Annotated in this window: 13 protein-coding genes; 6 read left to right on the top strand and 7 right to left on the bottom strand. The window is 70.3% G+C overall.

Translation table 11 applies throughout. The annotated features are described in order from the left end of the window. The first annotated feature begins 209 nt into the window (after nt 1-209). On the top strand, nt 210-1,232 hold the full coding sequence (locus HUS56_RS08605) for a LacI family DNA-binding transcriptional regulator (RefSeq protein WP_173922998.1): 1,023 nt from the start codon (nt 210-212) through the stop codon (nt 1,230-1,232). A gap of 35 nt (nt 1,233-1,267) precedes the next feature. Here the strand turns inward: HUS56_RS08605 and HUS56_RS08600 are convergent, their stop codons facing one another. The 3 genes from HUS56_RS08600 to rplJ all read right to left on the bottom strand — a co-directional run bounded on the left by HUS56_RS08600 (nt 1,268) and on the right by rplJ (nt 3,037). Beyond that, the gene (locus tag HUS56_RS08600; protein ID WP_173922997.1) at nt 1,268-1,852 is read right to left on the bottom strand and encodes a hypothetical protein; all 585 of its coding nucleotides are present in this window, start codon (nt 1,850-1,852) and stop codon (nt 1,268-1,270) included. A gap of 230 nt (nt 1,853-2,082) precedes the next feature. Further along, a complete protein-coding gene (gene rplL / locus HUS56_RS08595; protein WP_173922996.1) occupies nt 2,083-2,475 on the bottom strand; it encodes a 50S ribosomal protein L7/L12 in 393 nt (130 codons plus the stop codon). A gap of 46 nt (nt 2,476-2,521) precedes the next feature. After that, entirely contained in the window at nt 2,522-3,037 is a 516-nt protein-coding gene (rplJ, locus tag HUS56_RS08590; RefSeq protein WP_173922995.1) for a 50S ribosomal protein L10, read from the bottom strand. A 416-nt stretch (nt 3,038-3,453) separates the two neighbouring features. On the opposite strand from rplJ, the gene HUS56_RS08585 reads away from it, so the two are divergent. The 5 genes from HUS56_RS08585 (at nt 3,454) to HUS56_RS08565 (ending at nt 7,857) form a co-directional block, all read left to right on the top strand. Continuing rightward, nucleotides 3,454-4,821, top strand: a complete 1,368-nt coding sequence (locus HUS56_RS08585) for a S8 family serine peptidase (RefSeq protein ID WP_173922994.1) — start codon at nt 3,454-3,456, stop codon at nt 4,819-4,821. Then, nucleotides 4,818-5,063 (top strand): hypothetical protein, encoded by a 246-nt coding sequence (locus HUS56_RS08580; RefSeq protein ID WP_173922993.1) that lies wholly within the window; start codon nt 4,818-4,820, stop codon nt 5,061-5,063. Before HUS56_RS08585 ends, HUS56_RS08580 begins: the two co-directional genes overlap by 4 nt. Before the next feature lie 49 nt (nt 5,064-5,112). Continuing rightward, a complete protein-coding gene (locus HUS56_RS08575; RefSeq protein ID WP_173922992.1) occupies nt 5,113-5,502 on the top strand; it encodes a RidA family protein in 390 nt (129 codons plus the stop codon). 149 nt (nt 5,503-5,651) lie between these two features. Further along, on the top strand, nt 5,652-7,346 hold the full coding sequence (locus HUS56_RS08570; RefSeq protein WP_173923163.1) for an MDR family MFS transporter: 1,695 nt from the start codon (nt 5,652-5,654) through the stop codon (nt 7,344-7,346). A 7-nt stretch (nt 7,347-7,353) separates the two neighbouring features. Next, the gene (locus tag HUS56_RS08565) at nt 7,354-7,857 is read left to right on the top strand and encodes a MarR family winged helix-turn-helix transcriptional regulator (protein WP_173922991.1); all 504 of its coding nucleotides are present in this window, start codon (nt 7,354-7,356) and stop codon (nt 7,855-7,857) included. Nucleotides 7,858-7,863: 6 nt separating this feature from the next. Here the strand turns inward: HUS56_RS08565 and HUS56_RS08560 are convergent, their stop codons facing one another. The 4 genes from HUS56_RS08560 to HUS56_RS08545 all read right to left on the bottom strand — a co-directional run bounded on the left by HUS56_RS08560 (nt 7,864) and on the right by HUS56_RS08545 (nt 11,800). Beyond that, nucleotides 7,864-9,429, bottom strand: a complete 1,566-nt coding sequence (locus tag HUS56_RS08560; protein ID WP_173922990.1) for a cell wall metabolism sensor histidine kinase WalK — start codon at nt 9,427-9,429, stop codon at nt 7,864-7,866. After that, on the bottom strand, nt 9,426-10,169 hold the full coding sequence (locus HUS56_RS08555) for a response regulator transcription factor (protein ID WP_173922989.1): 744 nt from the start codon (nt 10,167-10,169) through the stop codon (nt 9,426-9,428). The genes HUS56_RS08560 and HUS56_RS08555 overlap by 4 nt, the downstream gene beginning before the upstream one ends. A gap of 140 nt (nt 10,170-10,309) precedes the next feature. Further along, complete coding sequence (locus HUS56_RS17270) at nt 10,310-11,365, bottom strand: alpha/beta fold hydrolase (protein ID WP_254431364.1); 1,056 nt, start codon at nt 11,363-11,365, stop codon at nt 10,310-10,312. 9 nt (nt 11,366-11,374) lie between these two features. Then, on the bottom strand, nt 11,375-11,800 hold the full coding sequence (locus tag HUS56_RS08545; protein ID WP_173922988.1) for a hypothetical protein: 426 nt from the start codon (nt 11,798-11,800) through the stop codon (nt 11,375-11,377). Nucleotides 11,801-11,844: the final 44 nt, after the last annotated feature.

Below are 11,844 nucleotides of genomic sequence, written 5' to 3'. Positions count from 1 at the left end.
GTAGGTCACACCGCCGCTTCGTCACAAGGGACCGGAGGTCACGGTTCGGACACCGACGACACGGGCGCGCAGCGTCTGGGTGAGAGCGCTCACATGACCGCCCGGGATTTCACGCTGAATCGTCGGCTGCGGCATCCGGAACCGGTTCCACATTGCGGCCTCGGAGCACTACACTGCAACCGGGCAGCCCGAGGGAGGGAGGCGGCGCGATGGCCGCGATCGGAGATGTCGCGCGGCTCGCCGGGGTGTCGAAGGCCACCGCCTCGCGCGCCCTCAGCGGCCGTGGCTACGTCGCCGTCGAGACCCGACGACGGGTCGAGGCCGCCGCCGCCGAGATCGGCTACATCGCGTCACCCGATGCCGCGAGCCTCGTCACGGGTCGAACGAAGAACGTGGGCGTGGTGATCCCGTTCGTGAACCGGTGGTTCTTCGGCGAGGTGCTCGAGGGCATCGAGCGTGCCCTGCTGAGCGCCGGGTACGACCTGACGCTCTACAACCTCGCGGGCCGAGGCGCCGAGCGCGCGCGGGTCTTCGACTTCTTCCTGGCTCGCAAGCGAGTCGATGCCGTCATCGCGGTCGGGGTCGACCTGACCGGGCACGAGGTCGATGCGCTCGAGCGGCGCGAGAAGCCGCTCGTCTGCCTCGGAGGCAGTGGGGGCGCCGCCGCGCGCCTCGCCGTCGACGACCGCGCCGTCGGCCAGCTCGCCACCGAGCACCTCCTCCACCTCGGCCACACCCGCATCGCCCACCTCGCGGGCCTCGATGCGGCCGCGCGACCCGACAGCGTGCAGGGCCGGCGCCTCCAGGGGTTCCTCGACGCCATCGCGTCCGAGGGCCTCGAGGTCGATCGCGCGCTCGTGGTGGAGGCCGACGTGAGCCTTCCGGGCGGATACACCGGGGCGCTGCAGCTGCTCGGGCACCCGCGCCGCAGGCCCACCGCCCTGTTCGCGGCATCCGACGAGATGGCCATCGGCGCGATCCGGGCGGCCGAACGACTCGGGATCTCCGTTCCGGCGGAGCTCTCCGTGATCGGCGTCGACGGGCACGAGTACGCCGAGATGTTCGACCTGACGACCGTCGAGCAGTACCCGGGCGAGCAGGGGCGACTGGCGGTCGACGTGGTGATGCGCCTGCTCGGCGAGGGCGCACTGGCCGACCCGCTGCCCGACTCGGGAGCCCCGCTGCCGACGCGGCTCGTGGTGCGCGGGAGCACGACGAGCGCACCCCGCTGAGCGTCAGCGGCGGTGAATGCCGGGCAGCACCATGGTCACGGCGCCGCGTGCTCGGCCGCCGGCCGGCCGTCGTCGCCCGGAGCGGCTCCGTGGGCCGGTCGGCGCGTGGTGCTCTCGAAGATGAGCCAGATGAAGGGGAGCAGGATGACGACCTTCACGTTCGCCATCGGAATCCCGAGCATCGAGGTGACCAGCGCCGCGACCTCGAGTCCGATGACGATCACCATGATGACCCATCCGACGATGCGCGAGATGCCCTTGCTCGACAGCAGCAGCAGCGCGATGAACCAGAGGTAGACCACATACGGCAGCAGCCGCTCGAGCTGTTGCCCGAGGACGTCGAAGGCGACGTACCGGAGTCCGTCGAGCCGAGTCACGTCGCTGACGCCCTGCAGCAGGAAGATCACGCCGAACGCGCCGGCCGCGGCCGCACCGATCACGTTCACCCATCGCGGCAGGTCGAAGTCGAAGACCGCCGTGGCGAAGACGACGAAGCCCGCTCCGGTGAGGAAGTGGATCACGGTCTCAGCGCCGCCGCCGAAGAGGAGCTGGACGCCGAGGGCGACCGGATACGACAACACGATGATCGCCGACCCGATCAGCGCTCGTGAAGACCTCATGCGGAGTTCGTCCGCGCGAACACCCACGTGAGCACAGTAGCAGCGATCGGCTCCGGCCAGACAGTTCCGCTCGCAGACGACGGATGCCCCGTGCCGAACGAATCGGCACGGGGCATCCGTGTGGTTCAGGCGACGCTGCACCCAGTGTCTGCTGCCCTCTTCGAGGGCGGCCGACTACTTGAGGGTGACGGTGGCACCCAGTGTCTGCTCCCCTCTTCGAGGGCGGCCGACTACTTGAGGGTGACCGTGGCGCCGGCCTCTTCGAGGGCGGCCTTCGCCTTGTCGGCGGTCTCCTTGTTCGCGCCCTCGAGCACGGCCTTGGGAGCACCGTCGACGACGGCCTTCGCCTCGCCGAGGCCGAGCGAGGTGAGCTCGCGCACGACCTTGATGACCTGGATCTTCTTGTCGCCGGCGGCCTCGAGGACGACGTCGAACGAGTCCTTCTCCTCCTCGACCGCGGCGTCGCCACCACCCGCGGCCGGGGCACCGGCAGCGGCAACGGCGACGGGGGCGGCGGCGGTGACCTCGAAGGTCTCCTCGAACGCCTTGACGAACTCCGAGAGCTCGATGAGGGTCAGGCCCTTGAACTGCTCGAGCAGCTCCTCAGTGGACAGCTTTGCCATTTCTAATCTCCTTGTTGTGGTTACTCACCGCTTGAGAGGCTCGCGCCTACGCAGCGGACTCCTGCTTCTCACGCAGCGCGTCGACCGTGCGAACGGCCTTCGACAGCGGTGCGTTGAACAGATATGCGGCTCCGAACAGCGAGGCCTTGAAGGCGCCGGCGAGCTTCGCCAGCAGCACGTCGCGGGACTCGAGGTCGGCGAGCTTGCCTACCTCTTGCGCAGTCAGGGGCTTGCCATCGAAATAGCCGCCCTTGACCACGAGGAGAGGGTTCGCCTTGGCGAAGTCGCGCAGGGCCTTCGCGACGGCGACCGGGTCGCCGTGCACGAACGCGATCGCGGACGGACCGGCGAGCTCGTCGTCGAACGACGAGATGCCGGCGTTGTTCGCCGCGATCTTGGTCAGCGTGTTCTTCACCACGGCGTAGCTCGCGTCCCCACTGATGGACTTGCGCAGCTCCTTGAGCTGGGCAACAGTGAGGCCGCGGTATTCGGTCAGCAGAACGGCGGTCGAGCTCTCGAACAGGTTCGTGAGTTCGGCAACCGCGGCTTCCTTGTTCGCCATGGCCACTCCTTGTGTCTTCAACGCGCATCGCGGTGGCGATGCACGGCCTGGGAGCGCTGGCAAAGAAAAGAGCTCCGGCGCAGTTGCGCGGAGCTCGGCCCGATCACTCGGGGAAGTCTTCGTCACACCTGCGCGGGCACTTGCTTTCGCAAGACTTCGGTCATGCTGCGTTTTCAGGGCAGCGCGACAACCAGCGGTCTTCGGCTCCGTCAAGGGTAACGGATGCCGCTGCAGCGGCCAAATCGCCGTCGAGGTCGCGCGGACACACGGGTGACGGCGTCGGCGGACCCGCGTATCGTGCCAATCAGGGTGTCCCCCGATGCCGCCCGATCGGTCCCGATCCAGACTGTGCGCACGACGGGCGTTGTCCCCCGGCACTCGGTACGCGACGGCGCCCCCGAGCAAAGGAACACGACATGAGCACCGCATCGACCGTCGATCGGCTTCCTGAGGGTCCGACCGGTCGGCAGATCATCACCTTCGACAACGTCGACGCCGGAAGGGCGAGAGGCGAGGCGCGGGATGTCGCGGGACTCGACCTTGCCGACTCCCGCGAGGTCGAGCCGTTCGAGACGCTCGACGAGGTCGACGGCGACGGCGTCTACTTCGCGACGCTCGGCATCGCCGTCGTCGATTCCGCCCCCGAACGGCTCGGCGACCTGTCACGTGCGGTTGGCGACTCCGCGAGTCCGGTCCTCGCGGTGGAGCCCGAGGTCTACGTGCACGTCTTCGACACGATCGAGACGGATGAGACACGCGAGCTCATCGATGAGGTGGCCGCCGTCGACGCCGACGAGGAGACCGAGGACGACGAGCTCGACGAAGCCGAGGTCTACGCCGACACTCCGACGTACGCGTGGGGGCTCAAGGCCGTGCGGGCCATCCCGCCCATCCTGCACACGGCCCCGTGGACCGGCGCAGGCATGCGGATCGCCGTGCTCGACACGGGCATCGACCTCGAGCACCCCGACTTCGCCGGCCGGATCATCGCGAGCGAGAGCTTCATCCCGGGCCAGTCGGTGCAGGACGGGCACTCCCACGGCACGCACTGCGCCGGTACCGCAGCCGGGATCAAGTCGCCCGCGAGCGGACGGCGCTACGGCGTGGCGCATCATGCGCGCCTCCTCATCGGCAAGGTGCTGTCAAACTCGGGCAGCGGCACGAGCGGCCAGATCCTCGCGGGCATCGACTGGGCGATCCGGCAGCGCGCGCACGTCATCTCGATGTCGCTCGGGTCAGCCGTGGCCGTGGGTCAACCCCACTTCGTCTACTACGAGCAGGCGGCGGTGGCCGCGTTGAACGCCGGTTCGCTCATCGTGGCCGCCGCCGGCAATGAGGGATGGAAGCCCGTGGGTGCGCCCGCGAACAGCCCCTCGGTGCTCGCGGTCGCGGCGCTCGACCAATCGCTCCAGCGTGCGTCGTTCTCGTGCGTCGCGCTCAACGGCGGCGGCGGCGAGATCAACGTCGCCGCCCCCGGCGTGGCGACGGACTCGTCGGTGCCCGTCGGCAAGGGCTCGCACGGCATCAAGAGCGGGACGAGCATGGCGACCCCGCACGTCGCAGGGGTCGCGGCGCGGCTCGGACAGAAGACCGGATTCCGCGGACGGGCGCTCTGGCGGGAGCTCGAGCGAACGGCCGTGCCGCTGCCGCAGTCGGTACAGGAGGTCGGCAAGGGGCTCGCCGTCGTGCCCGTGCGGCGGATGGCGGTCATCGCTCCTGCGCCGATGGCCTGGCAGCCCGGTCCGATCACCGAACCGGGTCCGGTCGAGCCGCCCACGCCGTGACCAGCATCGATGGCGGCCGGAGGCGCCGCGTGCACGTCACGCTCGGCGGCCCCGCCGCCGCCCTCGCGCCCGAGGCGCTCGCCGAGACCGGCCTCGTCGTCGACGAGCACCTCGAGGTCGTCGGGGTGGTCACCGGCTGGGCCGACGACGACACCATCGAGCGCCTCCGGGCCATCGAGGGGGTCACCGTCGAGTTCGAGCGGGGCGTGCAGATCGCGCCGCCCGATGCTCCGCTGCAGTAGGGGGGCGCGGGCACGACGGATGTCGCGGGGTCGGAGTAGAACGGTCGGCATGGATATCACTCACCTGAACCCCGACGCGCTCCACAAGAACCCGGCCTTCAGCCAGGGCGTCCTGGCGCGGGGAGTGCGCGACACGCTCTACGTCGGAGGCCAGAACGGCACGGATGCCTCGGGGGCGATCGTCGAGGGCGGCCTCGGCCCGCAGACCGAGCAGGCGCTGCGTAACGTGCTCGCGGTGCTGGCCGAGGCGGGTGCCGATCAGTCGAACGTCGTGCGCATGGCGGTCTACGTCGCCGCCGGCGAGTCGGTCGACGAGGGATTCGGGGCGTCGATGCGCGTCTGGGGGCCCCACCCGACCGCCATCACGGTGCTGTTCGTCGCGGCGCTCGGCCGCCCTGGAGCGCTCGTCGAGATCGAAGCGGTCGCCGTGCTCGATTGACCCCTCCGATAGTTGACGGAAGTCCACTATCGGGTATATGGTTGATCACCGTCAACCAATTTTTCTGGAGTTCGATGGCCTTCGCCGCCCGTAGACGCGCCCGCAAGAATGCCGATGCCGCGGCATCCGCTCAGCTGTCCGACAACGGCATGACGCACCGCGAGGTGCTCACCGCTCTCTCGGGCCTGCTGCTCGGCATGTTCGTGTCGATGCTGGCATCCACCGTCGTCGGCACCTCGTTGCCGCTCATCATCGCCGACCTCGAGGGCGACCAGGGCGCCTTCACGTGGGTCGTCACCGCGACCCTGCTCGCGACCACCGTCTCGACACCCATCTGGGGCAAGCTCGCCGACCTCTTCAACCGCAAGCTCCTGCTGCAGATCGCGCTCGTCATCTTCGTCGTCGCCTCGGCCGCCGCCGGGTTCTCGCAAGACCCCGGCACGCTCATCACGATGCGCGTCTTCCAGGGCCTCGGCGCCGGCGGCCTCGCCGCGTTGAGCCAGATCGTCATGGCCGACATCATCAGCCCGCGCGAGCGAGGCAAATACGCCGGGCTCTTCGGTGCGGTCATGGCCATCGCCACCATCGGCGGCCCGCTCCTCGGCGGCGTCATCACCGACGTGCTCGGCTGGCGATGGAACTTCTTCGTCGGCCTGCCCATCGCGGTCGTCGCCCTCGTCCTGCTGCAGCGCACCCTGCACCTGCCCAAGCGACCGAAGACGAAGGTGTCGATCGACTACGTCGGCATCATGCTCATCTCGTCCGGCGTCTCGCTCATCCTGCTCTGGGTGACGTTCGCCGGAACCGACTTCGAGTGGATCTCGCTGCCGAGTCTGCTCATGGTGGGCGCCGCGGCGCTGCTGCTCGTCATCGCCGTGATCGTCGAGCTCCGCGTGAAGGAGCCCGTGATCCCGCTCGGGCTCTTCACCGACCGCACGTTCACGCTCGCGGTGATCGCATCGCTCTCGGTCGGCGTGGCGATGTTCGGCACGGCCGTGTTCCTGAGCCAGTACATGCAGCTCGCACGCGGCGCGACTCCGACGGAGTCCGGCCTGCTCACGATCCCCATGATGGGCGGCGTGCTCATCGCATCGACCGTGATCGGCGCGCTCGTGAGCCGGCGCGGCAAGTGGAAGGGCTACATGGTCACGGGCGGCGTGCTCATGATCGCCGGCAGCTTCATGCTCTCGCGTCTGCACTACGACACCGACTTCTGGTACGTCGGCATCTCGATGTTCGTGCTCGGCGCGGGCGTCGGCATGCTCATGCAGAACCTCGTGCTCGTCGTGCAGAACACGACCGAGCTGAAGAACATGGGCGTCGCCACGAGCGCGGTCACGTTCTTCCGCAGCCTCGGCGGCACCATCGGCGTGGCCGTCATGGGTTCGATCCTGGGCACGGTCGTGGCCGAGAACCTGAAGCACAGCATCGCCGGGCTCGATCCCGAGCAGCAGCTCGAGGCCGCGAAGGTCCTCGGCTCCGGCACGATCCCGCGGATCAGCGAGCTTCCGGCGTTCCTCCGCGTCATCGTGGAGTCGGCCTACGGCATCGGTTCCGGCGCGGTCTTCCTCGCCGCGGTCCCCCTCGCGATCGTCACGCTGATCGCCGTGGCGTTCCTTCCCAACATCCGCCTGGGCACGCAGAACGCGATCGAGCGTGCGAAGGCCGAGCGCCAGAACGCCGAACGCGAACTCGAAGATGCCGAGGATGCCGCGATCGACGCGGCCGCGGCATCCGTCGCCCTCGCCCCGGTCGGACTCGCGCACGACCCGGCGACCGGCTCGGTCGAGGCGGTCGACGAGCGCGCCGGCGTCAGCCGGGTCGAGCGAGCACGGAGCGAATAGGGTCGCCATGATCGCATCCGCTTCCCCATCCGCCGCCGCACGCGACGCGGCCGCTCGCCGCGCCGACGACGACGAGATCGCCTCGGTCGAGGAGCAGCTTCGACTGCTCTTCGTCAGGGCGCGCGCCGTCTGGAAGGAGGCGGCCGAGGCCGTGCACCCAGACCTCCAGCCGGTCGGATACAAGATCCTCTCGGTCGTCGTGCACCGCGGCCGCGCCCACGCCCGCACGATCGCCGAGGTGCTGGAACTCGACAAGAGCGTCGTCAGCCGCCAGGTCAAGCACCTCGAGGAGCTGGGCCTCGTCGTGAGCGTGCCCGATCCCGACGACGGACGCGCACGGTTCATCGAACCCACGCCGGTCGCCGTGGCGAAGGTCGGCGATCGCCGGTCGCGACTTCAGCAGCGCTTCCATGCGCAGCTGAGCACCTGGTCGAGCGACGACGTCGCCCGTCTCGCCACGCTGCTCGAACGACTCACCGAGGGGGTCATCGGCCCCGACGCGGGTTCGTGACGGCGATCAGGAAGCGGATGCCGGCAGGCGAACGCTGAACCGGGTCGCCCCGGGTTCGCTGGAGACCCCCACCCTCCCGTGATGCGCCTCGACGACCGCTCGCACGATCGCCAGCCCCAGCCCGGTGCTTCCGGCACGGCGCGAACGCGAGGAGTCGCCGCGCGCGAACCGCTCGAAGAGCGAGTCGAGGAGCTCGGGCGGGATCCCGGGACCGTCGTCCGCCACGGTCAGCACGACCTCGTCGCCGTCCCGTTCGAGCGACGCGACGACGCTCGTGCCCTCAGGGGTGTGCACACGCGCATTGGCGAGCAGGTTCATCACGACCTGGCGCAGGCGTGGCTCGTCGCCGGCGACGACGGTCGCGGCATCCGTCAAGCGCACCTCCCAGTCGTGGTCGGGCCCGGCCGCCTGGGCGTCGCCCACGGCCTCGACGACGATCCGGCCGAGGTCGACCGGGCCAACCGTGAGCTCGCGGCCCTCGTCGAGCCGCGCGAGCAGCAGCAGGTCCTCGACGAGATCGGTCATGCGGACCGACTCCGACTCGATCCGCCCGATCGCGTGCAGCACGTCGGGCGGCAGCTCGCCTCCGTGCAGCCGGGTGAGCTCGGCGTAGCCGCGGATCGACGCGAGCGGGGTTCGTAGTTCGTGGCTGGCGTCGGCGACGAAGCGGCGCACCTTCTGCTCGCTCTGCTCGCGCGCGGAGAGTGCGGATGCCACGTGGCCGAGCATGCGGTTGAAGGCGGTGCCGAGCCGGCCCACCTCGGTGCGTTCGTCGTCGACGGCGACGCGTTCCGCGAGGGCCACGTCGCCACGGTCGAGGGGCAGCTCCGAGACGCGCTGCGCCGTGGCGGTCACCTCGGCGAGCGGACTGAGTGCGCGGCGAACGACGACGGATCCCAGCGCGACCGCGACGGCGAGGCCGCCGAGCGCGACGAGCGCGATGGTGATCGCGAGCTGGCGAGTGTCGGCGTCGACGTCGGCGAGGGGCAGGGCGAGCACGATCGACACGCCCTCTGCGCCCTGGGGCGAGATGGCCAGCGCGCGATACGCCCCGAGCCGGCCGACCTCGATCGTGTGCGGCTCTCCGTCGGGCGGCACGGCGGCGAGCGACTGCGCCAGCGACGATGGCAGGTCCAGCACCCGCCCGGCGTCGGCGATGTACCCGGCGCTCGCGGTGCCGTCGGCCCGCACGAGGGCCGCGAGGGTGCCGGCCGACTGCCCGGGCACGTTCAGCACGAGGTCGGGCTCTGCAGACGGGTCCCCGGGGAATCCGGGCGACACCTGCGCAATGGCCACGTTGGCGCGTGAGATCGCATCGTCGAGCGCCGCGTCGAGGCGGGCGAGCGACGAGCCGCGGAACACCGCCACGCTCACGATGCCGACGATCGCCGACACGAGCACCACGAGCGCGACGACGATGAGGAGGAGCCGACGGCGGAGGGTCCACGGTGGGCGGCGGCCCGTGGCATCCGTCGCCCTCTCATCCGTCGCCGCGGTGGTCGTCTCGGGCGTCCGGCTCCGCGCCTCCTCGCGTGCGGCGGCGGCGTATCCCGGGTCGCCCGGTCGCGTCATCCGGCGGCCTTCAGCATGTAGCCCGCACCGCGAACCGTGTGGATCATCGGCTCGCGGCCGGCGTCGATCTTCTTGCGCAGGTACGAGATGTAGAGCTCGACCACCGATTCCCTGCCGCCGAAGTCGTACGACCAGACGCGGTCGAGGATCTGCGCCTTCGACAGCACGCGACGCGGGTTGCGCATGAGGAATCGGAGCAGCTCGAACTCCGTGGCGGTGAGATCGATGGGGATGCCTCCGCGGGCGACCTCGTAGGAGTCCTCGTCGAGGGTGAGGTCGCCGACTGCGAGCACGGGGTCCTTCGTCTGGGCGAGGGTGAGCGTCGAGCGGCGGATGAGCCCGCGCAGGCGCGCGACGACCTCCTCGAGGCTGAACGGCTTGGTGACGTAGTCATCGCCGCCCGCCGTGAGCCCGGCGATGCGGTCGTCGAGCGAGTCCTTCGCGGTGAGGAAGAGCACCGGCGTCTCGGTGCCGTCGGCGCGAACCCGCTGCAGCACCTCGAGCCCGTCGATGTCGGGAAGCATGATGTCGAGCACGATCGCGTCGGGTCGGAAATCGCGCGCCACGCGCACGGCGCTGAGGCCGTCGGCGGCGGTACGCACGTCCCAGCCCTCGTACTTGAGGGCCATCTTCAGCAGCTCGGTCAGGGAGTGCTCGTCGTCGACGACCAGGACTCGGACCATCGACCCGTCGGCCTTGGTGACGTTCGGGGTGCGGGAGTCGGCCCGGGCACTGCTCATGGTTCCAGTATCCGCGCGGACCTATGCGTTTCCTATGCGTTCCTTGAGCGGATGCCGCGGGTCACGTCGTGGGTGGATGCCGCGGGCGGTTCGGTCCGAATGTGCCGGGTGGCGGCATCCGCTCACTCAGCCGTCCGAACTCAGATGAGCTCGTTGCGCAGCGCCCACGCCGCCGCGGCGGCGCGCGACGGCACGCCGAGCTTCGTGCGGATGTTGGCCACGTGGCGGTGCACCGTGTGCGGCGACAGCACGAGATGCGTCGCGATCTCGGCGTCGGTCTCGCCGCGGGCGACGAGGCGCAGCACCTCGCGCTCGCGTTCGGTGAGGTGGGCGGACCGGGCGGCTGGCGTCGCGTTCGCCTTCGGCGCCTCGACCGGCGCCCCGAGGAAAGCCGACGTCTCGCGCGCCACGGCGTCGGCGTCCCCCCTCCACGGGAAGTGGTCGTCGCCCTCGAGCGCGACGAAGCGAGCGTTGCGGATGCGGGCGGCGACGTCCTTGCCGAGTGCGAACGGGATCGCGCGATCGGCGCGACGGTGGAGCACGAGCGTCGGCGCGAGCACGTCGCCGAGGTGACCGGTCGAGTCGAACGCGTACGCCGCCTCGAGCGACGCGAGCGCCGCCTCGCGGGAGGCGGTTCGGCGCTGGAACTCCACGAACTCGTCGCGTTCCTGCACGGTCGCGTCGGGCAGGAACAGGTCGGCGAGCATGCGCGACCCCAGCCCCCAATGCTGCTCGACGATGCCGAGCATCGTCGAGCGCGCAGCGGGTGGCGCGAGCTCGGCGCCCCGCGCATAGGTGCCGTAGAGCACGAGACGCTCGACGCGTTCGGGATGCCGCGCCGCGAACAGCGAGGTGACGCCACCGCCCGACGACGCACCGAAGAGCGACACGGTCCCGGATGCCGGAGCCGCTGCCTCGACGACCGCCTCGAGCGTCGCGAGCTCCTCGTCGAGCGTGCGCGCCGGCATCACGTCACGATCGGAGACGCCGGTGCCGGGCCGGTCGTAGCGGATGACCGTGCGGTGCTGCGCGAGGTGCGCGACGAACGCGCGGAACCTCGGGTTGCGCCAGTCGAGCTCGAGGTGGCTCGACCACCAACCGCCGACCATGAGCACCGGGCCGGCCCCCACCGCCGACCACGCGATGGTTCGACCATCGAGCGCGGTATAGCGGATGACCTGATCCTCCGGCTGCACGGGCCAAGTCTAGGAAGGCGAGGCGGGCGCGGACCACACCGCGCGAGCGAGGCGTGCGCCCTCGGCGAGGGTGCGTACCCGCTCGGCGTCGGCGCGGTGCACGTCGAGCATGGCGCGTGCACCCTGGAGCTCCGTTCCGCCGTGGTCGCCGAGCAGGATCGGAACGTACTCGCCAGGCAGCAGCAGCTCGTCGCCCTCGCCCGAGGGAGCGACGACGACGCGCAGTACGCCCGCACTCGCCTGCTCCTCCAGCCAGGTCTGCGCCTCGTGTTCGGCGATGCCCGCGAGCGCGGCGAACGTCGACACGTCGACCGGTCCTGCCTCGAAGAGCAGACGGTAGTAGCCGCGCTCGAGCCCGAAGACGGTCGAAGCGCGGTCGAGCTCCGAAGGATGCGGTTCCGTGGCCGCCGATGCGGCTCGAATCGCGGTGGACATGATGACTCTCCTCCTGCAGGCCGCGAATGGCCCGCGATGCCCTC

Origin of the sequence: Agromyces sp. Marseille-P2726 (assembly GCF_902809835.1) — a bacterium.
GTDB lineage: Bacteria > Actinomycetota > Actinomycetes > Actinomycetales > Microbacteriaceae > Agromyces.
Note: the sequence above shows the minus strand (reverse complement) of the source record. Positions and strands in the feature narration are given on the sequence as shown.

What these genes read in the sequence shown, in the direction of transcription:
- HUS56_RS08605 (WP_173922998.1), top strand. Translation starts at nt 210, where the DNA reads ATGGCCGCGATCGGAGATGTCGCGCGGCTCGCCGGGGTGTCGAAGGCC.
- HUS56_RS08600 (WP_173922997.1), bottom strand. Translation starts at nt 1,852, where the DNA reads ATGAGGTCTTCACGAGCGCTGATCGGGTCGGCGATCATCGTGTTGTCG.
- rplL (WP_173922996.1), bottom strand. Translation starts at nt 2,475, where the DNA reads ATGGCAAAGCTGTCCACTGAGGAGCTGCTCGAGCAGTTCAAGGGCCTG.
- rplJ (WP_173922995.1), bottom strand. Translation starts at nt 3,037, where the DNA reads ATGGCGAACAAGGAAGCCGCGGTTGCCGAACTCACGAACCTGTTCGAG.
- HUS56_RS08585 (WP_173922994.1), top strand. Translation starts at nt 3,454, where the DNA reads ATGAGCACCGCATCGACCGTCGATCGGCTTCCTGAGGGTCCGACCGGT.
- HUS56_RS08575 (WP_173922992.1), top strand. Translation starts at nt 5,113, where the DNA reads ATGGATATCACTCACCTGAACCCCGACGCGCTCCACAAGAACCCGGCC.
- HUS56_RS08570 (WP_173923163.1), top strand. Translation starts at nt 5,652, where the DNA reads ATGACGCACCGCGAGGTGCTCACCGCTCTCTCGGGCCTGCTGCTCGGC.
- HUS56_RS08565 (WP_173922991.1), top strand. Translation starts at nt 7,354, where the DNA reads ATGATCGCATCCGCTTCCCCATCCGCCGCCGCACGCGACGCGGCCGCT.
- HUS56_RS08560 (WP_173922990.1), bottom strand. Translation starts at nt 9,429, where the DNA reads ATGACGCGACCGGGCGACCCGGGATACGCCGCCGCCGCACGCGAGGAG.
- HUS56_RS08555 (WP_173922989.1), bottom strand. Translation starts at nt 10,169, where the DNA reads ATGAGCAGTGCCCGGGCCGACTCCCGCACCCCGAACGTCACCAAGGCC.
- HUS56_RS08545 (WP_173922988.1), bottom strand. Translation starts at nt 11,800, where the DNA reads ATGTCCACCGCGATTCGAGCCGCATCGGCGGCCACGGAACCGCATCCT.